18 protein-coding genes are annotated in these 23,736 nt (G+C 72.9%); 10 read left to right on the top strand and 8 right to left on the bottom strand.

The features are described from left to right. Positions 1–221: 221 nt before the first annotated feature. The 3 genes from ACNJ93_RS22500 to ACNJ93_RS22490 all read left to right on the top strand — a co-directional run bounded on the left by ACNJ93_RS22500 (position 222) and on the right by ACNJ93_RS22490 (position 4,495). Positions 222–2,243, top strand: coding sequence for a M4 family metallopeptidase (locus ACNJ93_RS22500; RefSeq protein WP_418959230.1), 2,022 nt, complete (start codon positions 222–224; stop codon positions 2,241–2,243). A 78-nt stretch (positions 2,244–2,321) separates the two neighbouring features. After that, positions 2,322–2,978, top strand: a complete 657-nt coding sequence (locus ACNJ93_RS22495; protein WP_418959229.1) for a response regulator — start codon at positions 2,322–2,324, stop codon at positions 2,976–2,978. Continuing rightward, entirely contained in the window at positions 2,975–4,495 is a 1,521-nt protein-coding gene (locus tag ACNJ93_RS22490; RefSeq protein WP_418959228.1) for a sensor histidine kinase, read from the top strand. Before ACNJ93_RS22495 ends, ACNJ93_RS22490 begins: the two co-directional genes overlap by 4 nt. A 54-nt stretch (positions 4,496–4,549) precedes the next feature. Here ACNJ93_RS22490 and glgP read toward each other — a convergent pair whose 3' ends face one another. Next, complete coding sequence (glgP, locus tag ACNJ93_RS22485; protein WP_418959227.1) at positions 4,550–7,111, bottom strand: alpha-glucan family phosphorylase; 2,562 nt, start codon at positions 7,109–7,111, stop codon at positions 4,550–4,552. Between the two features lie 443 nt (positions 7,112–7,554). Here glgP and ACNJ93_RS22480 point away from each other — a divergent pair, with 443 nt between their 5' ends. From ACNJ93_RS22480 to glgB, 4 genes are all read left to right on the top strand, one after another. Then, positions 7,555–9,552: an alpha-1,4-glucan--maltose-1-phosphate maltosyltransferase gene (locus ACNJ93_RS22480; protein ID WP_418961492.1), complete on the top strand. Its 1,998-nt coding sequence runs from the start codon at positions 7,555–7,557 to the stop codon at positions 9,550–9,552. Further along, positions 9,549–11,312 (top strand): maltose alpha-D-glucosyltransferase, encoded by a 1,764-nt coding sequence (treS, locus tag ACNJ93_RS22475; protein WP_418959226.1) that lies wholly within the window; start codon positions 9,549–9,551, stop codon positions 11,310–11,312. Before ACNJ93_RS22480 ends, treS begins: the two co-directional genes overlap by 4 nt. Positions 11,313–11,546: 234 nt before the next feature. Then, positions 11,547–12,911, top strand: coding sequence for a maltokinase N-terminal cap-like domain-containing protein (locus tag ACNJ93_RS22470; protein WP_418959225.1), 1,365 nt, complete (start codon positions 11,547–11,549; stop codon positions 12,909–12,911). 244 nt (positions 12,912–13,155) lie between these two features. Then, a complete protein-coding gene (gene glgB / locus ACNJ93_RS22465) occupies positions 13,156–15,351 on the top strand; it encodes a 1,4-alpha-glucan branching enzyme (RefSeq protein WP_418961491.1) in 2,196 nt (731 codons plus the stop codon). Here glgB and ACNJ93_RS22460 read toward each other — a convergent pair. Beyond that, positions 15,338–17,578, bottom strand: coding sequence for a HelD family protein (locus tag ACNJ93_RS22460; RefSeq protein WP_418959224.1), 2,241 nt, complete (start codon positions 17,576–17,578; stop codon positions 15,338–15,340). The genes glgB and ACNJ93_RS22460 overlap by 14 nt on opposite strands. Positions 17,579–17,710: 132 nt before the next feature. On the opposite strand from ACNJ93_RS22460, the gene ACNJ93_RS22455 reads away from it, so the two are divergent. Further along, positions 17,711–18,742 carry a S1 RNA-binding domain-containing protein gene (locus ACNJ93_RS22455; protein WP_418959223.1) on the top strand — a complete coding sequence of 344 codons (1,032 nt, stop codon included), beginning with the start codon at positions 17,711–17,713 and terminating at the stop codon, positions 18,740–18,742. 13 nt (positions 18,743–18,755) lie between these two features. Here the strand turns inward: ACNJ93_RS22455 and ACNJ93_RS22450 are convergent, their stop codons facing one another. The 3 genes from ACNJ93_RS22450 to ACNJ93_RS22440 form a co-directional block, all read right to left on the bottom strand. Continuing rightward, positions 18,756–19,265: a carboxymuconolactone decarboxylase family protein gene (locus tag ACNJ93_RS22450; protein WP_418959222.1), complete on the bottom strand. Its 510-nt coding sequence runs from the start codon at positions 19,263–19,265 to the stop codon at positions 18,756–18,758. A 115-nt stretch (positions 19,266–19,380) separates the two neighbouring features. Continuing rightward, complete coding sequence (locus tag ACNJ93_RS22445; RefSeq protein ID WP_418959221.1) at positions 19,381–19,722, bottom strand: thioredoxin family protein; 342 nt, start codon at positions 19,720–19,722, stop codon at positions 19,381–19,383. 3 nt (positions 19,723–19,725) lie between these two features. Beyond that, positions 19,726–20,118 (bottom strand): MerR family transcriptional regulator, encoded by a 393-nt coding sequence (locus ACNJ93_RS22440; RefSeq protein ID WP_418959220.1) that lies wholly within the window; start codon positions 20,116–20,118, stop codon positions 19,726–19,728. 80 nt (positions 20,119–20,198) lie between these two features. Between ACNJ93_RS22440 and ACNJ93_RS22435 the strand changes: the two genes are divergently transcribed. Beyond that, entirely contained in the window at positions 20,199–20,612 is a 414-nt protein-coding gene (locus ACNJ93_RS22435; RefSeq protein ID WP_418959219.1) for a pyridoxamine 5'-phosphate oxidase family protein, read from the top strand. Here ACNJ93_RS22435 and ACNJ93_RS22430 read toward each other — a convergent pair. Next, the gene (locus ACNJ93_RS22430; protein ID WP_418959218.1) at positions 20,602–21,492 is read right to left on the bottom strand and encodes a LysR family transcriptional regulator; all 891 of its coding nucleotides are present in this window, start codon (positions 21,490–21,492) and stop codon (positions 20,602–20,604) included. The two genes, ACNJ93_RS22435 and ACNJ93_RS22430, sit on opposite strands and share 11 nt — an antisense overlap. Positions 21,493–21,572: 80 nt before the next feature. Between ACNJ93_RS22430 and ACNJ93_RS22425 the strand changes: the two genes are divergently transcribed. Then, positions 21,573–22,208 carry a TOPRIM nucleotidyl transferase/hydrolase domain-containing protein gene (locus ACNJ93_RS22425; RefSeq protein WP_418959217.1) on the top strand — a complete coding sequence of 212 codons (636 nt, stop codon included), beginning with the start codon at positions 21,573–21,575 and terminating at the stop codon, positions 22,206–22,208. A gap of 24 nt (positions 22,209–22,232) precedes the next feature. Here ACNJ93_RS22425 and ACNJ93_RS22420 read toward each other — a convergent pair whose 3' ends face one another. Further along, on the bottom strand, positions 22,233–23,081 hold the full coding sequence (locus ACNJ93_RS22420; protein WP_418959216.1) for a nitroreductase/quinone reductase family protein: 849 nt from the start codon (positions 23,079–23,081) through the stop codon (positions 22,233–22,235). A gap of 100 nt (positions 23,082–23,181) precedes the next feature. Beyond that, a complete protein-coding gene (locus tag ACNJ93_RS22415; RefSeq protein ID WP_418959215.1) occupies positions 23,182–23,718 on the bottom strand; it encodes an Lrp/AsnC family transcriptional regulator in 537 nt (178 codons plus the stop codon). Between the last annotated feature and the right edge of the window lie 18 nt (positions 23,719–23,736).

Here is a 23,736-nt window from a genome sequence, read left to right as displayed (position 1 = left end):
CGGAGGTGGCCCCGGGCCGCATGATGTCCGGTCAGCGAACGGCGGCTTACGGGCAGCGAACAGTTTCCGGCCATTTTGCCGACGCACTCATGACAGGTCCCCGTCATTACTGTCACTCTCTCCCCGGCTCTTCGCACCACCGTTCGCGCTCCACAGCTCTGTTTGCTCCGCCCGGGCGGTCCACCCAACCGTCCGGTACCCCCCTCGCAAAAGGAGTTCGCGTGAGATCCACGCCAAGCCGTCGCGCCACCGCGACGGGCGCGCTGATCGCGGCCGCCGCGATGCTCGCCGCCGGTTTCCAGGGTTCCGCCAACGCCGACGGCTTCGCCGCCGCTCCCAAGGCGCAGGCGGCCGGGAAGGCAAACCCCGGCAAGCTGCCCGCCGCCCTCTCCCCCGCCGAGCGCACCGCGCTCATCAAGGCCGCCGACGCCGACAAGGCCGACACGGCCAAGGCCCTCGGCCTCGGCGCGCAGGAGAAGCTGGTCGTCCGCGACGTCGTCAAGGACCGCGACGGCACCACGCACACGCGTTACGAGCGCACCTACGCCGGCCTGCCCGTCCTGGGCGGCGACCTGATCGTCGCCGAGTCCGCGGCCGGCGTGACGCAGTCGGTCACCAAGTCCTCCCGCGCCCAGCTGAAGAACGTCGACCTCAGCGCCGACGTCGCCCCGGCCGCCGCGGAGAAGCAGGCCGTGGCCGCGGCGAAGGCCGAGGGCTCGAAGGACTCCGCCGCCGAGCGCGCCCCGCGCAAGGTCGTCTGGATGGCGCAGGGCGCCCCCGTCCTCGCGTACGAGACCGTCGTCGGCGGCCTCCAGCACGACGGCACGCCCAACGAGCTGCACGTCGTCACCGACGCCCGCACCGGCGCGAAGCTCTACGAGTGGCAGGCGATCCACACCGGCACCGGCAACACGCAGTACAGCGGCCAGGTGACGCTGGGCACCGCCCCCTCGTACACGCTGACCGACACCGCCCGCGGCAACCACAAGACGTACAACCTCAACCGCGGCACCTCCGGCACCGGTTCGCTGTTCACCAACAGCACCGACGTCTGGGGCAACGGCACCCCCCAGAACCTGGAGACGGCCGGCGCGGACGCGCACTACGGCGCGGCGCTCACCTGGGACTACTACAAGAACGTCCAGGGCCGCAACGGCATCCGCGGCGACGGCGTCGGCGCGTACTCCCGGGTCCACTACGGCAACGCGTACGTGAACGCCTTCTGGTCGGACTCCTGCTTCTGCATGACCTACGGCGACGGCGCCAGCAACCTCAAGCCGCTGACGTCGATCGACGTCGCCGCCCACGAGATGACGCACGGCGTCACCTCGAACACCGCCGGCCTGGTCTACAGCGGCGAGTCCGGCGGCCTGAACGAGGCGACCTCCGACATCTTCGCGGCGGCCGTCGAGTTCTACGCCAACAACGCGCAGGACCCGGGCGACTACCTGGTCGGCGAGAAGATCGACATCCGGGGCAACGGCACGCCGCTGCGGTACATGGACAAGCCGAGCAAGGACGGCTCGTCCAAGGACTACTGGTACTCCGGCATCGGCAGCATCGACGTCCACTACTCGTCCGGCCCGGCGAACCACTGGTACTACCTGCTCTCCGAGGGCAGCGGCACCAAGACGGTCAACGGGGTCACCTACGACTCGCCGACCTCCGACGGTCTGCCCGTCACCGGCATCGGCCGGGACAAGGCCTCGCTGATCTGGTTCAAGGCGCTCACCACGAAGTTCGGCTCCAGCACCAACTACGCCGGCGCCCGCACGGGCACCGTCGCGGTGGCCACCGAGCTGTACGGCGCGGGCAGCCCCGAGGTGCTCGCGGTCGAGCACGCCTGGGCCGCGATCAACGTCGGCTCCCGCCCCGGCGGCGGCGAGCCGCCGACCGGCAAGGTCTTCGAGAACACCGCCGACGTGTCCATCCCGGACAACGGCGCCGCGGTGACCTCGACGGTCAACGTCACGGGCATCGCCGGCAACGCGCCGTCGACGCTCAAGGTGGACGTGAACATCGTCCACACCTACCGCGGTGACCTCGTCGTCGACCTCGTCGCCCCCGACGGCTCGGTCTACAACCTGCACAACCGGTCCGGCGGCAGCGCCGACAACCTCGTCCAGACGTACACCGTGAACGCCTCCTCCGAGGTCGCGAACGGCGCCTGGAAGCTGCGCGTCCAGGACAAGGCCTCGATCGACACCGGCTACATCAACAGCTTCAAGCTGACCTTCCCGTAAGCCGGGAGGACCCGTGAGCGGCGGCCCGGAGGGACTTCCCTCCGGGCCGCCGCGCGTGCGCCGCCTAGGCTGGAGCGCATGATCAGGGTGCTGCTCGCGGACGACGAGACGATGATCCGGGCCGGGGTGCGGGCGATCCTCGGGGCGGACCCGGACGTCGAGGTCGTCGCCGAGGCGGCGGACGGCCACGAGGCGGTGGAGCTCGCGCGTCGGCACCGGCCGGACGTCGCGCTGCTGGACATCCGGATGCCGCGCCTCGACGGGCTCGCCGCGGCGGAGGAACTGCGGCGGACGCTGCCGGAGACGGCGGTCGTGATGCTGACGACGTTCTCCGAGGACGCGTACATCGCCCGCGCGCTCGGCGGCGGGGCGAGCGGCTTCCTGCTGAAGTCCGGGGACCCGCGCGAACTCCTGGCGGGGCTGCGCGCGGTGGCCGGCGGCGCGGCGTTCCTCTCGCCCGAGATCGCCCGCCGCGTCATCGACACCCTCGGCGGCGAACGGCTCGCCCGCACGAGCCGCGCGCGGGACCGGCTCGCCCCGCTCACGGAGCGGGAGCGCGAGGTGGTGGCCCTGGTGGGCGCCGGCCTGTCGAACCAGGAGATCGCGGACCGGCTGCACGTGGTGGAGGGCACCGTCAAGGCCCATGTCAGCGCGGTCCTCGCCCGTTTCGCCCTGCGCAACCGCGTCCAGCTGGCCGTCCTGGCGTACGAGGCGGGCCTGGTGACCGAGGCGTGACCGGGCGGTGGCGGCGCGGGCTCGTGGACGGCGGGCTGTGGGCGCTGGTGAGCCTCCCGGTGCTGCTGCGGTCCGACCCGAACGACGGCGGCTCGTGGGCCGAGGTCGCGGCCGGGCTCGCGGTGCTCGCGCTCGGCACGGCGCTGTGCCGGCGGTGGCCCCTCGCGCCGCTCGGCATCGCGCTCGGCGCGAGCCTGGTGGTCTCGGCGGAGCTGTACAGCGCCTCGTTCACCCCGGCGCTGCTCGCCTTCGGCTATCTCGCCGGCCGCCGGCAGGAGCGCAGCCGCCCCGCGCTCTGGCTGCTGGGCGCCGCCTCGGCCGGCGGGCTCGCGCTGACGCTCGTCACGGGCGCCCCGCTCGGCCAGTGGTTCACCCAGCTCCTCGTGCTGGCCCTGGCCGTGGTCGCGCCGTGGCTGATCGGCCGGTACGTGCGCACGTACGACCGGCTGGTCCGCAACGGCTGGGAGCTGGCGCACCGGATGGAACGCGAGCAGGCCGCGGTCGCGGACCGCGAGCGGCTGCGCGAACGGTCCCGCATCGCCGGGGACATGCACGACTCCCTCGGCCACGACCTGTCCCTGATCGCCCTGCGCGCCGCGGCGCTCGAGGTCGACCCGGCGCTGGGCAGGGCCCAGCAGGAGGCGGCGGGCGAGCTGCGCCGCGCGGCGGCGGACGCGACGGCGCGGCTGCGCGACGTGATCGGCGTGCTGCGCGCGGACGAGCCGGGGGCGCCGGCCCCGACGACGCCGGCGGACGAGTCCGTCGAGCATCTGGTGGCCCGCGCCGCGGCGTCGGGCGTCCCGGTCACGCTGACGGTCGCCCCGCACGGCCTGCCGGAGCTGCCCGCCATGTCCGCCCGGGCCCTGCACCGCGTGATCCAGGAGGCGTTGACGAACGCGACCAAGCACGCGCCCGGGGCCGAGGTGACGGTGGAGCTGCGGGCCTCCCGGGACGAGGCCGAGGCCGTCGTGGTCACCGGCCCCGGCACGCCCCTCGGGCTCGCCTCGGGCGGCACCGGGCTCGTGGGCCTGGACGAGCGGGTCCGGCTCGCGGGCGGCAGCCTGGTGCACGAGGCCACGCCGGACGGGGGGTTCCTCGTACGGGCGCGGGTGCCGCTGGTGGCCGCCCCGCCCGCGCCGGTCGCCGCGCCGACGTCGGCGCGGGAACTGGACCGTGCCCGCCGCGAGGTGCGGCGCGGGCTGGCGCGGGTGGTGTGGGTGCCGCTGGCGCTGCTGGCCGGGCTCGCGGCGCTGATGGCCGGGGTCGGGCTGTACACCCAGTACCAGTCGTACCTGCCGCGCGAGCGGTACGAGGCCGTGCACACCGGGCAGACCCGCGCCCAGGCCGCCGCGCTGCTGCCGGAGGCCCCCCTCGACGGCCCGCCGCACGGCGCGCCGCCGGAACCCGCGGGCGCGGACGCCTGCCAGTACTACCGCACGACCCTCCTGGCGGCGGTCCCGGTGTACCGGCTCTGCTTCACGGACGACCGCCTGACCGACGTCGCGGTCATCGCCTGAGCCGGTCGGGAGGAAAGGCGACGGGGGCGGCGGCGAGGCCGCCCCCGTGCGCCGTCAGCGCAGCAGGACGCCCGCGCCCTCGCCCCGCGACTCCGCCGGGAGGGCCGTCAGGCCCATGTCGGCCGGGTCGGGGAGCAGCGGATGGCTCGGCAGGGCGCGGACCGTGCAGCCGAAGGGGCCGGTGCGGTCGAGGACCAGCGGACCCTCGTACAGCCGGCGGCCCTCCAGGTCCGGGGCGCCCGTGGGCTTCAGGACGCTGACGCGGGCGCCGGTGATCGCGTCGTCCGGGTCGACGCGGCCCGCGACCGCCTGCACCTCGACGTCCTCGGGCCGGAGCGTGCCGAGCGCGACGCGGACCCGGACGACGAGCGTCGCGCCGAGCTCCGCCTCGCCGAGGTCCTCGCCCAGCTCCACGTGCTCGACCCTGACCTGCGGCCACGCGGCCCGCACCTCGGCCTTCCAGGCGGCCAGTTCCCGCGCGGCCTCGGCGCCGAGGGCGCGGTGCGCCTGCGCGGCGGGGGCGTACAGGCGCTCCACGTACTCGCGGACCATGCGGTCCGCCAGGACCTTCGGGCCGAGGTCGGTGAGCGTCCGGCGGACCATCTCCGTCCAGCGGAGCGGGACGCCGTCCGGGCCGCGGTCGTAGAACCGGGGCGCGACGCGCTTCTCGACGAGCTCGTACAGGGCGTGCGCCTCCAGGTCGTCGCGCCGCTCCTCGTCGAGCGCGGCCGCGCCGTCCGCGGTGGGGATCGCCCAGCCGAAGTCCGGCTCGAACCACTCGTCCCACCAGCCGTCGAGGACCGACAGGTTGAGACCGCCGTTCAGCGCGGCCTTCATGCCGCTGGTGCCGCACGCCTCCAGCGGGCGGAGCGGATTGTTGAGCCAGACGTCGCAGCCGGGGTACAGCCGCCGGGCCATGGCCATGCCGTAGTCCGGCAGGAACACGATCCGGTGCCGCACCTTCGGGTCGTCGGCGAACCGCACGAGCTCCTGCACGAGCCGCTTGCCGCCGTCGTCCGCCGGATGCGCCTTGCCCGCGACGACGATCTGCACGGGCCGTTCGGGGTGCAGCAGCGCCCGGGTGAGCCGCTCCCTGTCGCGCAGCATGAGCGTGAGCCGCTTGTACGAGGGGACGCGGCGGGCGAAGCCGATGGTGAGCACGTCGGGGTCGAGCACCGAGTCGATCCAGCCCAGTTCGGCCGAGCCGGCGCCGCGCTGCCGCCAGGAAGCCCGCAGCCGTTCGCGTACCTCCGCGACGAGCTGTTCGCGCAGGGTGCGCCGCAGGTCCCAGAGTTCGCGGTCGGGCACGTCGGCGGCCCGGCCGCAGAGCCCCGCCAGTTCGGGGGCGACCCAGGTGGGCGCGTGGACGCCGTTGGTGATGGAGGTGAGGGGGGCCTCCTGGGCGTCGAAGCCGGGCCACAGCCCGGCGAACATCTGCCGGCTGACCGCTCCGTGCAGCGTGGAGACGCCGTTGGCGCGCTGGGCGAGCCGCAGGCCCATGACGGCCATGTTGAACACGCCCGGGTCGCCGCCCGGATAGGTCTCCCGGCCGAGCGTGAGCACCCGGGCCACGTCGACGCCCGGCAGCTCGCCGTCCTCGCCGAAGTGGCGGGCGACCAGCTCGCGGTCGAAGCGGTCGATGCCGGCCGGGACGGGGGTGTGGGTGGTGAACACCGTGCCGGCGCGCACCGCTTCGAGCGAGGCGTCGAAGTCGAGCCCGGTGCCCATCAGTTCGCGGATGCGCTCCAGGCCGAGGAAGCCGGCGTGGCCCTCGTTGGTGTGGAACACCTCCGGCTCGGGCCCGTCGGTGAGCCGGTTGTACGCGCGCACGGCGCGGACGCCGCCGATGCCGAGCAGCATCTCCTGGAGCAGCCGGTGCTCGCTGCCGCCGCCGTACAGCCGGTCGGTGACATCGCGTTCGGCGGGCCCGTTCTCCTCCACGTCGGAGTCGAGCATCAGCAGCGGCACCCGGCCGACCTGGGCGACCCAGATGTGGGCGTGCAGCCGCCGGCCGCCGGGCAGGGCCAGCGTCACGCGGGCCGGGCTGCCGTCGTGCTCGCGCAGCAGGGTGACCGGCAGCTCGCCGGGGTCGAGCACCGGATAGTGCTCCTGCTGCCAGCCGTCCCGGGAGAGCGACTGGCGGAAGTAGCCGTGCCGGTAGAGCAGGCCGACGCCGGTCAGCGGGACGCCGAGGTCGCTGGCGGCCTTGAGGTGGTCCCCGGCGAGGATGCCGAGGCCGCCGGAGTACTGGGGCAGGGCGGCGGTGACGCCGAACTCGGGCGAGAAATACGCGACGGCGGCCGGCAGCCGCTCGCTGTGCTGGGCCTGGTACCAGCGGGGTTCGCGCAGATAGCGGTCGAGGTCGTCGGCGGCCGCCGCGAGGGCGGCGAGGAAGTCGGCGTCGGCGGCGAGTTCGGTCAGCCGCGCCGCGGTGACGGAGCCCAGCAGCCGCACCGGGTCGCCCTCGGCCGCCCGCCAGCCGTCGGGGTCGACGGAGCGGAACAGCTCGCGGGTGGGCTCGTGCCAGGACCAGCGCAGATTGCGCGCCAGTTCGCTGAGGGGTCGAAGGGGGTCGGGGAGGACGGGACGCACGGTGAATCGACGGATTGCCTTCACGCGTTCCACCTTCGCAGGGCAGGTACGTTTCGGAGTGGACGCACCACGCTGTGCGACCGTTGTTCCGCACCCGAAGGTAGGACACTCAGCCGGTGCGGACCACGGCGCACAGGGGTCGCGCGCGGCGGCGCCCGCGAGCCGCCGGTCGGTCCTCCACAACCCCGCGGCCGGTTTCTTGTCCGGGAGACGTTCTTGCCGGGGACGCGACGCCCGAGTAGTTAACAAAGCGGCCGGATTGCCCTCCCGAATCGGGTGGGAAGGCTCACCGGTACGTACGAGACGCCATCCGACGCCCACCCCCTGATATCAGCCCCCGATGTCAGCCATCCGAGTGAACGCGGACAGGAGCGGCCATGCCCGCAACCCCTCTGCCGTCGACGGAGCTACAAAGAGCGCACCACCCGCACCCCCGTGAGCAACCCCCAGGTGATGCCGTGAACTCGCTGATTGGTCGCATTCCCGTCCTCGACGTCCGCCCATTGGTCGACTGCGGGCGCCGTCCCGCGAAGGCCGTGGTCGGCGAGACCCTCGAAGTGACCGCCACCGTCTTCCGCGAGGGCCACGACGCCGTCGCCGCGAACGTGGTGCTCACCGACCCGTCCGGGCGCCCCGGCCCGTGGACCCCGATGCGCGAACTCGCGCCCGGCACGGACCGCTGGGGCGCCGAGATCACCCCGGACGCCGAGGGCCGCTGGACGTACACCGTGGAGGCCTGGAGCGATCCGGTCGCCACCTGGCGGCACGCCGCCCGGATCAAGATCCCGGCCGGGATCGACACCGAACTCGTCCTCGCCGAGGGCGCCGAGCTGCACGAGCGCGCCGCGAAGGGCGTGCCGAAGAAGGGCGGCCGCCGCGAGGCGGTGCTGGCCGCCGCCGACGCGCTGCGCGACGAGGGCCGGCCGGCCGCGGCCCGGCTCGCGGCCGCGCTCGCCCCGCAGGTGACCGAGGCCCTCGACGCCCACCCGCTGCGCGAACTGGTCAGCTCCTCGCGGCCGTTGCCGCTGCTCGTGGAGCGGGAGCGGGCCCTGTACGGCTCCTGGTACGAGTTCTTCCCGCGCTCGGAGGGAGCCCGCCGGGTCCGCGGCCGGCTGGTCTCCGGCACGTTCCGCACGGCCGCCGAGCGGCTGCCGGCGATCGCGGCGATGGGCTTCGACGTGGTGTACCTGCCGCCGATCCACCCCATCGGCGAGACCAACCGCAAGGGCCGCAACAACTCGCTGTCGGCGGGCCCGCAGGACGTCGGCGTGCCGTGGGCGATCGGCTCGCACGAGGGCGGGCACGACGCGGTCCACCCGGACCTCGGCACCCTGGAGGACTTCGACGCCTTCGTGGCCCGGGCCCGCGAACTGCGGCTGGAGATCGCGCTGGACTTCGCGCTGCAGTGCTCCCCGGACCACCCGTGGGTGGACAAGCACCCGGAGTGGTTCCACCACCGGGCGGACGGCTCGATCGCCTACGCGGAGAACCCGCCGAAGAAGTACCAGGACATCTACCCCATCGCCTTCGACCGGGACATGGACGGCATCGTCGAGGAGACGGTGCGGGTGCTGCGGCACTGGATGGACCACGGGGTGCGGATCTTCCGCGTCGACAACCCGCACACCAAGCCGGTGGTGTTCTGGGAGCGGGTGATCGCGGAGGTCAACGGCCGCGACCCTGACGTGATCTTCCTGGCGGAGGCGTTCACCCGTCCCGCGATGATGAAGGCCCTCGCCGCGGTCGGCTTCCAGCAGTCGTACACGTACTTCACCTGGCGCAACACCAAGCAGGAGCTCACCGAGTACCTGACGGAGCTGTCCGGCGAGTCGGCCGACGTGATGCGGCCGAACCTGTTCGTGAACACCCCGGACATCCTGCACGCCTACCTCCAGCACGGCGGCCGGCCCGCGTTCGAGGTGCGGGCGGTCCTCGCGGCCACGCTGTCGCCGACCTGGGGGGTGTACGCCGGCTACGAGCTGTGCGAGAACACCCCGCTGCGGGACGGCAGCGAGGAGTACCTGGACTCGGAGAAGTACGAACTGCGCCCGCGCGACTGGGAGTCGGCGGAGCGCTCGGGCGCCACGATCGCCCCGCTGATCACCGCGCTCAACCGGATCCGGCGGCGCAACCCGGCGCTGCGCCGGCTGCGCGGGCTGACCTTCCACGAAACCGACAACGAGGCGGTGATCGCGTACAGCCGCCGGGCCGGTTCGAACACGGTTCTGGTGGTCGCAAATCTCGACCCCCACCACACCCAGGAGGCGACGGTCTCGTTGAACATGCCGGCACTCGGCCTGGACTGGCACGAGACCGCTCCGGTGCGCGACGAGCTCACCGGCGACACCTATCACTGGGGCAGGGCCAACTATGTGCGCCTGGAGCCGGGCGTCACGCCTGCGCACATCCTCGTATGCAGTGCCCTGCGACCGTCCCCGCAGACCGGAGGGTCACCCACATCATGATGATCAACGAACCCGTCCCCGACACCTTCGAGGACACCCCCGCCAAGGACCGCGATCCGGAGTGGTTCAAGCGGGCGGTGTTCTACGAGGTGCTGGTCAGGTCCTTCCAGGACAGCAACGGCGACGGCGTCGGCGACCTCAAGGGCATCACCGCCAAGCTGGACTACCTGCAGTGGCTGGGCATCGACTGCATCTGGCTGCCGCCGTTCTTCAAGTCCCCGCTGCGGGACGGCGGGTACGACGTGGCGGACTACACGTCGGTGCTGCCGGAGTTCGGCGACCTCGCCGACTTCGTGGAGTTCGTCGACGCGGCGCACCAGCGCGGGATGCGCGTGATCATCGACTTCGTCATGAACCACACCAGCGACCAGCACCCGTGGTTCCAGGAGTCGCGCAACGATCCCGACGGCCCGTACGGGGACTACTACGTCTGGGCCGACGACGACAAGCAGTACCAGGACGCGCGGATCATCTTCGTCGACACCGAGACGTCCAACTGGACCTTCGACCCGGTCCGCAAGCAGTACTACTGGCACCGCTTCTTCTCGCACCAGCCGGACCTCAACTACGAGAACCCGGCGGTGCAGGAGGAGATCCTCTCGGCGCTGCGGTTCTGGCTCGACCTGGGCATCGACGGCTTCCGGCTGGACGCGGTGCCGTACCTGTACCAGCAGGAGGGCACCAACTGCGAGAACCTGCCGGCCACCCACGCCTTCCTGAAGCGGGTCCGCAAGGAGATCGACGACCAGTACCCGGACACGGTGCTGCTCGCCGAGGCGAACCAGTGGCCGGAGGACGTGGTCGACTACTTCGGCGACTTCCGCTCCGGCGGCGACGAGTGCCACATGGCGTTCCACTTCCCCGTGATGCCGCGCATCTTCATGGCCGTACGGCGCGAGTCGCGCCACCCGGTCTCCGAGATCCTGGCCAAGACCCCGGCGATCCCGGCGGGCTGCCAGTGGGGCATCTTCCTGCGGAACCACGACGAGCTCACCCTCGAGATGGTCACCGACGAGGAACGCGACTACATGTACGCGGAGTACGCCAAGGACCCGCGGATGCGGGCCAACATCGGCATCCGCCGCCGGCTGGCACCGCTGCTCGACAACGACCGCAAGCAGATGGAGCTGTTCACCGCGCTGCTGTTCGCGCTGCCGGGTTCGCCGGTGCTGTACTACGGCGACGAGATCGGCATGGGCGACAACATCTGGCTCGGCGACCGGGACGGGGTGCGCACCCCGATGCAGTGGACCCCGGACCGCAACGCGGGCTTCTCGTCCTGCGATCCGGGACGGCTGTACCTGCCGACCATCATGGACCCGGTCTACGGCTACCAGGTCACCAACGTCGAGGCGTCGATGGCCTCGCCGTCCTCGCTGCTGCACTGGACGCGGCGGATGATCGAGATCCGCAAGCAGAACCCGGCGTTCGGACTGGGCTCCTACACGGAACTGCCCTCGTCGAACCCGGCGGTGCTCGCGTTCCTGCGGGAGTACGGCGACGACCTGGTGATGTGCGTGCACAACTTCTCGCGGTTCGCGCAGCCGACGGAGCTGGACCTGCGCCGGTTCAACGGCATGCGCCCGGTGGAGCTGATCGGCGGGGTCACCTTCCCCGCGATCGGCGAGTGGCCGTACCTGCTGACCCTGACGGGCCACGGCTTCTACTGGTTCCGGCTGCGCAAGGACAGCATCACGCTGCGGAGCGCGCCGGGAGTGCCGGCGCCGGCCGTCTCGACCAAGCACAGCCAGCAGAGCTGAACACGCCACAACTGACGTCATGTCAGAGACGGTCCGGGGCGGGGCGGTTTCCGCCGCGCCGCCCTGGGCAGTCTGACCCTCATACACCGAATCGGGTCCATACGGGCCTTCTTGCCGGGCCCATACGGATCTTCCCCATCCGACACGTCCCGCACAGCCGGACAGCCGTACCGCAATCCGGGACACTCTGCGCATACTCACACGAGCTGCGCCCGGGGAAAGGACGCGACATACATGCCGGAGACCGCCTCCACCACCCGGGCCCCGGCCGCCCTCCTCCCGTCCCTCGCGCCCCTGCTCCATGAATGGCTGCCCCGGCAGCGCTGGTTCGCGGGCAAGGGGCGCGCGGTGAACGGTTTCGCCCTGGAAGCGGCGACGGAACTGCTGCCTCTGGACGGCCCGGGACCGGGGCTGCTGCATCTGCTCGTCCGGGTCGAACAGCCCGGACTCCCCGCCGGAACCCCGGCGGACTGCTACCAGGTGCTGCTGGGGGTGCGCACCACCGTGCCGCCCCGGCTCGCGCCCACGCTGATCGGCCGGGTCCGCCAGGGCCCGCTGGCCGGCCGCGCGGTCTACGAGGGGCTGCGCGATCCGCGGCTCGCCGGGCTGCTGTACGAGCGGCTGCGCACCCCGGGCACCCTGGGGCCGCTGCGCTTCGCCCGCACCGCCCCGCTGCCGCCGGCGCTCGCCCCGCGGATGCTGGACGCCGAGCAGTCCAACTCCTCGCTGGTCTTCGGCGACGCGTACATCCTGAAGATCTTCCGGCGCGTCAGCGCGGGGGCCAACCCGGACCTGGAACTGCCGCTGGCACTGGCCGGTGCGGGCTGCTCCCGCGTGCCCGCGCCGGTGGCCTGGTTCGAGTCCGGCGACGCCACGCTCGGGGTGCTCCAGCCGTATCTGCGGGACTCCCGGGACGGCTGGCGGCTCGCCCTGGACGCGCTGGCCGACGGCCGGGAGTTCACCGAGGAGGCGCACGCCCTCGGGCGGGCCACCGCCGAGGTGCACACCGCGCTCGCGGCCGCCCTGCCGACCGAGCCGCTGGACCCGCCGCGGACCGAGCGGCTCGCCGAGGCGATGGCGGCCCGGCTCGACGCGGCGGTGCAGGCCGTGCCCGCGCTGCTGCCGTACAAGAAGGGGCTGCGGGAGGTCTTCGCCGCGTACGGCCGGCACACCCCGCGCACGGAGGGCGCCGCCCGGCTCGCCCAGCGGGTCCACGGCGACCTGCACCTCGGGCAGACGCTGCGCACCGGGGACGGGGCCTGGTCCGTCATCGACTTCGAGGGCGAGCCGGCCAAGTCCCTGACGGAACGGCGCCGGCCGCAGCCGCCGGTCCGCGACATCGCCGGGATGCTCCGCTCCTTCGACTACGCCGCCCGCACCCACCGCCCGTGGAACGACGGCTGGGCGGCCCGCTGCCGCGCCGCGTACTGCGCCGGCTACGCCGACGCCTCCGGGCTCGACCCGCGCGAGGACCCGGCGCTGCTACGCGCGTACGAGACGGACAAGGCGGTGTACGAGGTCGTGTACGAGGCCCGGCACCGCCCCGACTGGCTGCCCGTGCCCATGGCGGCGATCCACCGTTTGGCGGCGGGTTCGTGACGCCGTCGCCCGCGCACCCGTTCTCCGTACCGCTCACCCCCATCCGCTCCCAGGAGGCCACGAAGTGACCGCCCGACCGCCCGCGCGCAAGACGGCCCGGAAGACGACCGACGAGGAGATCCCGACCGTGAGGAAGGCGGCCGCGAAGCGAACCCGGCCCAAGCCGCCCGCGCCCCGGGAGGAGAGCGGGACGGCGGGCGCCGTGGCCAAGGACGACGCCGCCAAGGCCGCCCCCGCCCGCGGACTGCGCCGCGCCCCGGCCCTCGACCCGGGCGAGCGGGCCCGGCTGCTCGCCGGGGAGCACCACGATCCGCACGCGCTGCTCGGGGCGCGCCCGGTGCGCGGCGGGGTGCTGTTCCGGGTGCTGCGCCCCTGGGCCCGGCAGGTCACCCTGGTCACCAAGGGCCGTCGGGTGGAGCTGTTCGACGAGGGCGACGGCCTGTTCGCGGGCGTGCTGCCGCTGCTGCGCAAGGTCCCCACGTACGAGCTGCGGGTGCGCTACGACGGCGACGAGGTCGTCTACGACGACCCGTACCGCTTCCTGCCGGCGCTGGGCGAGTTCGACCTGCACCTGATCGGCGAGGGCCGGCACGAGCAGCTGTGGACGGCGCTCGGCGCGCGGACGATGACCCACGAGGGCGTGGCCGGCACCCGCTTCACGGTCTGGGCGCCGAACGCCCGGGGCGTGCGGCTCGCCACCGACTTCACGTACTGGGACGGCACCGGGTACCCGATGCGCTCGCTGGGCTCGACCGGCGTGTGGGAGCTGTTCGTGCCCGGGGTCGGCGAGGGCACGCTCTACAAGTACGACATCACCCGGCCCGACGGCAGCCACACCCTGCGCGCCGACCCGATGGCGCGGCGCACGGAGTGCCCGCCGAACACCGCCTCGGTGGTGACCGCCTCGCACCACGCGTGGTCCGACCAGGAGTGGATGGCCGGGCGCGGCGCCCGCCCGCACCACGAGGCCCCCCTGTCGGTGTACGAGGTCCATCTGCCGTCCTGGCGACCGGGGGCGACCTACCGCGAGCTCGCGGAGGAGCTGCCGCGGTACGTCAGCGACATGGGCTTCACGCACGTGGAGTTCATGGCGGTCGCGGAGCACCCCTTCAGCGGCTCCTGGGGCTACCAGGTGACCGGCTTCTACGCGCCGACCGCGCGGATGGGCACCCCGGACGACTTCAAGCACCTGGTGGACGCGCTGCACCGCGCGGGGATCGGCGTCCTGATGGACTGGGTGCCGGCGCACTTCCCGCGCGACGACTGGGCGCTGGCGGAGTTCGACGGGCGGCCGCTGTACGAGCACGAGGACCCGCGCCGCTCGGCGCACCCGGACTGGGGCACCCTGGAGTTCGACTACGGGCGCAAGGAGGTGCGGAACTTCCTCGTCGCCAACGCGGTGTACTGGTGCGAGGAGTTCCACCTCGACGGACTCCGCGTGGACGCGGTGGCCTCGATGCTGTACCTCGACTACTCGCGCGAGTACGGCGAGTGGGTGCCGAACGAGCACGGCGGCCGGGAGAACCTGGACGCGGTGCGGTTCCTGCAGGAGATGAACGCCACCGTCTACCGCCGCTGCCCCGGCGTCATCACCTTCGCGGAGGAGTCCACCGCCTGGGACGGCGTGACGCGGGCGACGGACCACGTCGGGCCGGGCGGCTTCGGCGGGCTCGGCTTCGGCATGAAGTGGAACATGGGCTGGATGCACGACTCCCTCGGCTACATGACCAAGGACCCGGTGCACCGCAAGTACCACCACAACGAGATGACGTTCTCGATGGTGTACGCCTACAGCGAGAACTACATCCTGCCGATCTCGCACGACGAGGTGGTGCACGGCAAGCAGTCCCTGGTGTCGAAGATGCCCGGCGACTGGTGGCAGCGACGCGCCAACCACCGCGCCTACCTGGGCTTCATGTGGGCCCATCCGGGCAAGCAACTGCTGTTCATGGGCCAGGAGTTCGCCCAGGGCGCCGAGTGGTCGCACGAGCACGGCCCCGAGTGGTGGCTGCTGGACGACTCCTACCACTCGGCCGGCGACCACCGGGGCGTGCGGGACCTGGTCCGCGACCTGAACCGCGTGTACACGGCGACGCCGGCGCTGTGGGAGCGCGACACCGCCCCCGAGGGCTTCTCGTGGGTGACGGGCGACGCGGCCGAGGACAACGTGCTGGCCTTCCTGCGGTACGACGCGGAGGGCTCGCCGCTGCTCGCGGTCTGCAACTTCTCTCCGGTGGTCCGGCACGACTACCGGCTGGGCGCGCCGGACCAGGTGGCCGCCTGGGCGGAGGTGCTGAACACGGACGCGGCCCGGTACGGCGGCAGCGACGTGGTGGGCACGGACCCGGTGAAGACCGAGTCCGTGCCGTGGCACGGCCGTCCGGCGAGCGTCCGGCTGACACTGCCGCCGCTGGCGACGGTGTGGCTCAGGCCGGCCTGATCACGCCGAGGCGCTGAGTGGCCCGGGTCAGCGCCACGTACAGGTCGTTGATGCCGTGCGTGGCGCCGGCCCGGATCGCGTCCGGGTCGACGACCAGGACCGTGTCGAACTCCAGGCCCTTGGCCTGGAGCGGGTCGATCAGGACGACGGGCCGCGTCAGGTCGGGCACCGGCCCGTACGAGGCGTCCGGCAGCGCCTCGGCGAGCCGCGGCAGCAGTTCCGCGGGGGCGATCACGGCGAGCCGCCCCTCCTCGCCGCGGGCGGCGGCGACCGCGTCGGCGGCCTCCTTGACCGGGTCGTCGACCGTCCGCTCCCAGGGCTCCACCCCGGTCGACCGGACCGAGTGCGGCGGCTCGAACGCCGGGTCCGCCTCGCGCCTGACCCGGGCGGCGACGGCCATGATCTCGGCGGGTGTGCGGTAGTTGACGCCGAGCCGGACGTGCTCCCAGCGGTCCTCGACGTACGGGGCGAGGATGTCGTGCCAGGAGCCGACGCCCGCCGGGTCGCCGGTCTGGGCCGGGTCGCCGACGAGGGTCATGGAGCGGGTGGGGCTGCGGCGCATCAGCAGCCGCCACATCATCGCGGACAGCTCCTGCGCCTCGTCGACGATGATGTGGCCGAAGGCCCAGGTGCGGTCGGCGGCGGCGCGTTCGGCGGCGCTGCGGTGGTCGGCCTCCTCGTGGCGCTCGGCGAAGCGTTCGGCGTCGATGATGTCGTGGGCGGAGAGCACCTCGGAGGCGTCCTTGTCGAGCTCCTCCTTGTCCTCGAACTCATAGGTGCGGGAGGCGTAGGAGACGTCGAGGACGCCCTGCGCGTACTGGACCGCCCGGAGCCGTTCGGCCTGTTCGGCGCGGCGGGCGGCGGAGTCGTCCTCGCCGAGGAGTTCGGCGGCCTCGTCGAGCAGCGGCACGTCGGCGGGGGTCCATGCGCCGCCGGCGGGCCGCCTGATCGCGTCGAGGTCCACCTCGTCGTCCAGGTGGGTCGGCTCGGCGAGGTAGTCCGCGAGGAACTCCTGCGGGGTGAGCGGGGGCCACAGGGTGTCGATCGCGGCGTGCACGTCCGGGTTGGCGGCGATGCCCTTGGCGAGCAGGGCGCGGTCGTCGGGGCCGAGGAAGTTGGGGCCGCCGTAGGGGTCGGCGCCGATCCGGTCGGCGAGCTGCTCGGCGAGCGCGTCGAGGATGCGGAACACGAAGTAGGGGCGGGCGAGGTTGTGCGGGAGCAGGGTCTCGCGGGCCTTGTGGCGGGCTTCGAGGGCCATGTCCCAGTCGATGACGAGGTCGCCGTCGTCGTGCGGGACGACCAGCGGCTCGCCGCGCTCGGGGACCTGCTGCCGGTCGCGTACGGCCTCCCGGAGCGCCTCGGCCATGCGCGCGGAGCCCTTGACGGCGGCGGCGCGCGGGGTGTCGGTCCCGGTGGCGTGGACGCCGGGGAACAGCTCGCCGGGGGTGGCGAGCAGGACGCCGGTCTCGCCGAGGGAGGGCAGGACGTTGCCGATGTAGCCGAGGAAGGCGGGGTTGGGGCCGACGATGAGCACGGCGCGCTTGGCGAGCTGCTCGCGGTGGGCGTAGAGCAGGTACGCGGCGCGGTGCAGGGCGACGGCGGTCTTGCCGGTGCCGGGGCCGCCCTCGACGACGAGGACGCCGCGGTGCGGGGAGCGGATGATGTGGTCCTGCTCGGCCTGGATGGTCTGCACGATGTCGTGCATCCGGCCGGTGCGGGCCGCGTCGAGGGCGGCGAGCAGCACCTCGTCGGCGTCGCGGCTCTCGTGGCCGGTGCGGGTGCGGTCGGCGAGGTCCAGCACCTCGTCGTGCAGCGAGACGACCTCGCGGCCCTTGGTGGTGATGTGCCGGCGGCGGCTGAGGCCCATGGGCTCGTAGCCGGTGGCGAGGTAGAACGGCCGGGCGACGTCGGCGCGCCAGTCGATGACGAGCGGGGTGCGCTGGGGGTCGTCCTTGCGCAGGCCGAGCCGTCCGATGTGGTGGTCGGCGCCGTCCCGGAAGACGAGCCGTCCGAAACAGAGCCCGGTCTCCCCCGCGTTGTACGCGGCGAGCAGCCCGGACTGCTCGGCGACCAGCACGTCCCGCTCCCGGCGCGCCTGCATGGTGCCGCCGGGAGCGGACCTGAGCGCGTCGGCGACCGCGCGCTCGGCCCGGTCGCGCAGGTCGTCGAGGCGGGCGTAGAGGCCGGCGATGAATTGCTGTTCGTTCCGGAATTCCTCGGTTGACAATTCGACTCCCGCCGCGATACAGTGCTTTTACTGAATGGTGCGCGGGCGCGTTTTCACACCCGCACAGAGCCACCCAATATAGCTCGCGAATAACCTCGACTGTCAATTCTAGTCGGGGTATTTTTGTGCGCCATGGGGATGGGAAGTCGTTCTGCGGCCGTCGAGCTGCTCAGGTCCTGTGGCGCGGAGTCGGTCGAGCACCCGGGGGGCACGCTGCTGGCCCACCTGGAACGCGTCGAGTCCCGGCTCGCGTCCTGGGGCGCCCGGGAGTCACTGCGCCTGGCGGGCCTCTGCCACGCCTTCTACGGCACCGACGGCTTCGCCGAGAGCCTCCTCCCGCTCGACCGGCGCCCCGTCCTGCGCGAGGCGATCGGCCCCGAGGCCGAGGCCCTGGTCCACTTCTACGCGAGCTGCGACCGCGACTTCTCGTACACCGGCCTCACCACCCCGTCCGGCCTCTTCCGCGACCGCTTCACGGGCGAGGAGTACGCACCGACCGCCCGGCAGCGCGCGGATTTCGCGGAACTGACGGCGGCGAACGAACTGGACCTGCTGGCCGTGAACGTGAATTTCCGGCGGGAGTACCGGGGCCCGCTGCACCGCCTCCTCACCGGCTGGCAGCCGCTCCTCAGCGAACCGGCCTTCGCCTTCGCCATGGGGTTGCTGTCGATGACCGTCGACGAACGTCGCGCCTTCCTCCGCGAAGGGCTGCGCAAGGGCCAGGTCCTGACCGGCCGGGTCTCGTCGATCGAGAACTTCGGCGTCTTCGTCGACATCGGCGGCGTCGACGGGATGATCAACGTGACCGAACTGTCCTGGCACCACATCCGCGCCCTCACGGACGTCGTACAGGTCGGCGACGAGGTCGCCGTCGAGGTCCTCGACATCGACCTGGACCGCGAACGGATCGCCCTGTCCCGCAAGGCCCTGCTGCCCGACCCGTACCCGGAACTCGCCCGCACGCTGCAGGGCCGCACGGTGACCGGGCCGGTCACCAAGGTCGTCCCGTTCGGGGTCTTCGTGCGCGTCGCCGACGGCATCGAGGGGCTCGTGCACCACGACCACCTCGACGGCCGCCGGCCCTCCGAAGGGGAGGAGCTGCGGGTCGAGGTGGCCGAGGTGGACGTGGTCCGGCGACGGGTCTCGCTGCGCGCGATGCGGTGACGTCCCGCGGGGTTCAGTCCCACTGTTCGTCGGCGAGGGACTCGACCGGCTTGGGCTTGCCGATGAGGGCGAGGGCGCTGAAGAAGCCGATCTGGCCGATGGCGACCGTCAGGGTGGCCAGGGCCTTCTCGTCGTAGTGCTTCGCCGCCTCGGCGTAGATCTCGTCGGTGACCCGCTCCCGGCCGTGCGGGGCCGGCTGGAAGGTCGCCTCCACCAGGGCCAGCGCGGCGCGCTCGGCGTCGGTGAAGTACGGGGCGTCCTGCCAGGAGGCGACCGCGGTGATGCGGGTCTCCGAGACGCCCGCCTTCCGCAGGAAGGCGGTGTTGAGCATGGTCAGGTACGTGTTGTGGACGATCTGGCCGGCGCGCAGGTGGATCAGGTTGATCGTGCTGCGCGGCACGGACTGGTTGCCGGTGGCCCGGAAGAGCGCGGCGCTGACGTCCTTCAGCTCCGGGATGTACTGGCCCGGGTCGGACATCCGGGAGATCGCGGGGGTGGCGGTCGTGGTGGTCGTGGCGGTCATCAGGGGCTCCTTCTCGGCTTGCCGTGCGGCGTCTTCACTGCACTGACGGATGCCGGGGAGGAGGTGTGACAGGATCCCGGAAGTTTTTTCCGGGAGACTTCCGGGACCCTGTCCGCTAGCGCGTCAGGACGTCCTCCAGCTCCTCCAGGAGCTTGCGCTTGGGGCGGGCGCCGACCATGGAGCGGACCGGTTCCCCGTCGCGGAAGACCATCAGCGTCGGGGTGGCCATCACCCCGTACTCCACCGCCAGCTCCGGGTTCCGGTCCACGTTCAGTTCCACGACCTTCAGCCGGTCCGCCGCCTCCTGCGCGACCGCGCCGAGCACCGGCGCGAGCTGTCGGCACGGCGGGCACCAGTCCGCGGTGAACTTCACCAGGACCGGCAGCTCCGCGCCCAGCACCTCCGCCCCGAAGTCCGCGCCCGTCACCTCGGCCACGCCGTACGTTCCCGTCGTCATTCCTCAGCCTCCCAGTTCGCAGGTGGGCTCCGGGCCGCCCGGCAGCTCCGCCTCGGCCCGCAGCAGTTGCGCCGCGACCTGCTCCCGTACCGCGAGGAGCCGGTCGACCATCCCGTCCAGCTCGGCCAGCTTCCGCCGGTACACCTCCAGCGACGCCGGGCAGGAGTCCCCCGCCGGATGCCCCGCCTGCAGGCACTCCACGAAGGGCCGTGTCTCCTCCAGTTCGAACCCGAAGTCCTGCAGGGTCCGGATCTCCCGGAGCAGCCGCAGGTCGTCCTCGTCGTACTCGCGGTACCCGTTCTCCGTCCGCCGGGCGGGCAGGAGCCCCCGGGACTCGTAGTACCGCAGAGCCCTCGTGGTGGTTCCGGCCCGTTCGGCCAGCTCGCCGATGCGCATGCGTACGAACGTATGCCTTGACGCCGACGTCAAGGCAAGCGCTCCCCGGCGGCCGGGCCCCGCCGTGGTAGGCAGGGCCCATGAAGCACGCCGAACTGCTCGGGTTCCTCCGCGCCCACAAGCTCGCCGTCGAGGCCTCCGTCACCCCGGACGGCACCCCGCAGGCGGCGGTCGTCGGCTACGCCGTCTCCGACGACCTGGAGCTCGTCTTCGACACCGTCGACTCCTCGCGCAAGCACCACAACCTGAGCACCGACCCCCGGATCGCCCTGGTCGTCGGCTGGGGCGAGGCGACCCTGCAGCTGGAGGGCCTGGCGGACTTCCCGCTCGGCCCGGAGCTGGAGCGGCTGCGCGAGGTGTACTTCACCGCCCACCCCGACGGACGGGAACGGCTCGCCTGGCCGGGGATCACCCATGTCCGCGTACGGCCCCGCTGGGTCCGGTACAGCGACTTCGCGCAGGAACCCCCGCTGATCGAGGAGCTCACCCTCTAGGCGCCTCGCCCGCCCAGTCCCAGTCGGTGATCATGGCCCGCATCAGCCGGGCGGCGGACGACAGATGGCTGCCCGCGCCCCAGTGGAGGGTGAGGGTGCGCCGGCAGTCGGGGCTGTCGACGGCGATCCAGGCGGCCGGGACGCGGCTCGCGACCCGGCGGGCGATGTCGGGGACGAGGCCGATGCCGAGCCCGGCGCTGATCAGGTCGGCTATGGCGCTCAGTTCGTCGCCCTCGCAGACGACCCTCGGGCTGAGCCCCCGCGCGGCGAAGAGCCGGTCGAGCAGCCGGCGCTGCCAGTGGCCCCGGCTCGCCGTGACGAAGGGCTCGTCGGCCAGTTCCTCGACGCTCACCGACGTACGGCCCGCCAGCCGGTGGCCGAGCGGGGTGACCACCCACACCGGCTCGTCGTGCAGCCGCACCGACTCCAGCCCCTCCTCGGGGATCGGCTGCGAGGCCACGCAGAGGTCGATGTCCTGGGCCCGCAGCCGTCGGGCCATGTCCTCGGCCGCGAGCTGGTGCAGCACCACCTCGGCGGCGGGATGGGCCCGCTTGTACGCGGCGAGCGGTCCGGTGAGGGTGAGGAAGGTCTCCGACCCCAGCCGGACGCTGCCGAAGCCCTGCTCCGCGGCCTCGGCGACGGCCCGCCGCCCCGCGTCGAGCTCCCCGAGCGCCCGCTCGACATGGCCGCGGAAGAGCCGCCCGGCGTCGTTCAGCCGGAGCCGGCCGGCCCGGTCGAACAGCGGCGTGCCGAGTTCGCTCTCCAGCCGGGCGATCGTCCGGCTCAACGACGGCTGGGCGACGTGGAGTTCCTCGGCGGCGCGGCTGAGGTGCTCCAGGCGCGCCACGACGAGGAACTGCCGAAGCATGTTCAGGTCCATGGCCCCCACCTTGCCCGCCGGCGCGACGCGGACGCGAAAATCCGTGGTCCCCGGGCCGGAGGGGACGCAGACTCGTCGTCATGGCGGACACGGGACTCACGACGGACATGGACGCGTTCCGGGAGGCGGTCGCCGGGTGGGCGGCCGGCGGTCCCGGCGAACCGGCGCTGGACCTGGCGGCGCGGCTGCCGGTCCGTACGGTCGTGCTGCTCGAAGGGCGCAGTGACGTCGCGGCGGTGGAGGCGCTGGCCGGGCGCCGCGGCCGGGATCTGGCGGCCGAGGGAGTGTGCGTGCTGGCGATGGGCGGCGCGATGGCCGTGGGCCGGTTCACGCGGCTGCTCGGGCCGCAGGGGGCGGGGCTCCGCCTCGTCGGGCTGTGCGACGAGGCGGAGCGCGGGTACTACGCCCGCGGCTGGGAGCGGGCGGGGGTGCCGGGGCCGGGGTTCTTCGTGTGCTCGGCGGACCTGGAGGACGAGCTCATCCGCGCGCTGGGCGTCCCGCGCGTGGTGGAACTCGTCGCCCAGGAGGGCGATCTGCGGCCGCTGCAGACCTTCCTGCGGCAGCCGGCCCAGCAGGGCCGGGCGGAGGAGCGGCAGCTGCGGCGCTTCCTCGGCACGAAGAAGGGCCGCAAGATCCAGTACGGCCGGGTCCTGGTCGAGGCCCTGGATCCGGGCGTGGTCCCCGCCCCGCTGGACGCGCTGTTCGCCGCGCTCTGACGGCGCCCACTGCGCTGAGGCCGCTCACGCCAGGCCCCGCAGCAGCGGGACGATGTGCTCCTCCTCGTACGCGAAGTGGGCGTCCAGCTCCGCCCGCAGCGCGTCGACCTCGGCGCGGATCGCCGCCGGTTCGGCCTCGTCGAGCCGGGCGAGCAGGGCCTGCAGCTCGTCGAGGATCCGCGCGACCGTGCCGTGCTCGGCCCGCAGCCGCTCGAACGTCCCGGCGTGCTCGGGGAACTCCCGCGCCAGGTAGGGGAAGAGTCCGGCGTCCTCGCCGCCGTGGTGCACGGCCATGGCGGAGCAGAACGTCAGGCAGTGGCGGCGCAGTTCGACGGTGAGCCCGGGGGCGGTGTGCGCCCCGAGCCCCTCGGCGAGCGCGGCCAGTTCGGTCCGCAGCCACTCGTGGATCTTGATCAGCTCGTCGGCGAGCGCGTCGAGCCGGTTCGGCGGCCGGTAGTCGTCCTCGGGGATCCGGTGGAGCACGACGACCGGCAGCACCCGGTCGGTGCCCTTCTGGTAGTCGGCGTACCCGGGGGCCGCGGCGACCACCTTCGCGAACAGCTCGTCCCGTTCGGCGCCGGTCGCGGCCACGGCCGTGGCCTGCCAGGTCTCGGTGCCGGTCTCGACCGTGACGGTCGGGTTCACGAGGATGTTCCGGTACCAGTCGGGGTGCCGGTCGGAGCCGCCGGCCGAGCCGACGACGAGCAGCCGCTCGCCGTCCTCGACGAAGCCGAGCGGGGTGGTGTGCGGCTTCCCGGACCGGGCGCCGGTGGTGGTGAGAAGAAGGAGCACCCAGCCTTCGAAGGGGCCGGAGAGCTGTCCGGCGCGGCTGCGGAACTCGTCGATGATCTGCGTGTTGAAGTGGAGAGGCAAAGCCGTCCCTGCTGTCCTCTTGCCTCCATGCCTCCGCTTTCCAGCGCGGACCGGCACGCGACGCGAGTTCCTTCATCTCAACGGCGGGGACGGCGCGTTGTCAAGCGCCTTCGTGCGGCGGCAGGGGTTTGCGTTCGACCGGGGAGGAGAGGACCACCGAGGTCGTGGTGCGGCCGAAGGCGGAGATCTGTTCCAGGATCTCCTCCAGGTGGATGGTGTCGGTGACGGCGACCTTGAGGATCCAGCAGTCCTCGCCGACGACGTGGTGCGCCTCGCGGATCTCGGGGCGGGCGGTCAGCTCCTGGGTGCGGGGGTGGCGCAGGGTGTAGCCGCCGTGCGGGTCGACGCGGACGAAGGCCTGGAGGCCGTAGCCGAGGCGGGCGGGGACGACGTGGGCGCCGTAGCCGGTGATCGCGCCGCTCGCCTCCAGGCGGCGGACGCGTTCGGTGACGGCGGCGGGGCTGAGCCGGACCCGGCGGCCGAGCTCGCTGAGCTTGATGCGGCCGTCGGTCTGGAGCAGCTCCAGGATGTGCCGGTCCACGGGGTCGAAACCGGCCCGTCCGGTGGTCGCCGAGGTTTCGACGGCGGCGGCGCGCAGATGCCGTGGTTCCTTCGGTGCGGTGCCCTCGACTCCCATGTTTCCCCCTTCAGACGG

This window comes from Streptomyces tritici (genome assembly GCF_048500665.1).
GTDB classification, from domain to species: Bacteria; Actinomycetota; Actinomycetes; order Streptomycetales; family Streptomycetaceae; genus Streptomyces; species Streptomyces tritici.
Note: the sequence above shows the minus strand (reverse complement) of the source record. Positions and strands in the feature narration are given on the sequence as shown.

Bases quoted from the DNA above. Each gene is read 5' to 3' on its own strand.
- ACNJ93_RS22450 (WP_418959222.1), bottom strand. From the start codon at position 19,265: ATGACCGCCACGACCACCACGACCGCCACCCCCGCGATCTCCCGGATG.
- ACNJ93_RS22430 (WP_418959218.1), bottom strand. From the start codon at position 21,492: ATGGACCTGAACATGCTTCGGCAGTTCCTCGTCGTGGCGCGCCTGGAG.
- ACNJ93_RS22435 (WP_418959219.1), top strand. From the start codon at position 20,199: ATGAAGCACGCCGAACTGCTCGGGTTCCTCCGCGCCCACAAGCTCGCC.
- ACNJ93_RS22415 (WP_418959215.1), bottom strand. From the start codon at position 23,718: ATGGGAGTCGAGGGCACCGCACCGAAGGAACCACGGCATCTGCGCGCC.
- ACNJ93_RS22455 (WP_418959223.1), top strand. From the start codon at position 17,711: ATGGGGATGGGAAGTCGTTCTGCGGCCGTCGAGCTGCTCAGGTCCTGT.
- ACNJ93_RS22470 (WP_418959225.1), top strand. From the start codon at position 11,547: ATGCCGGAGACCGCCTCCACCACCCGGGCCCCGGCCGCCCTCCTCCCG.
- treS (WP_418959226.1), top strand. From the start codon at position 9,549: ATGATGATCAACGAACCCGTCCCCGACACCTTCGAGGACACCCCCGCC.
- ACNJ93_RS22495 (WP_418959229.1), top strand. From the start codon at position 2,322: ATGATCAGGGTGCTGCTCGCGGACGACGAGACGATGATCCGGGCCGGG.
- ACNJ93_RS22440 (WP_418959220.1), bottom strand. From the start codon at position 20,118: ATGCGCATCGGCGAGCTGGCCGAACGGGCCGGAACCACCACGAGGGCT.
- ACNJ93_RS22445 (WP_418959221.1), bottom strand. From the start codon at position 19,722: ATGACGACGGGAACGTACGGCGTGGCCGAGGTGACGGGCGCGGACTTC.
- ACNJ93_RS22425 (WP_418959217.1), top strand. From the start codon at position 21,573: ATGGCGGACACGGGACTCACGACGGACATGGACGCGTTCCGGGAGGCG.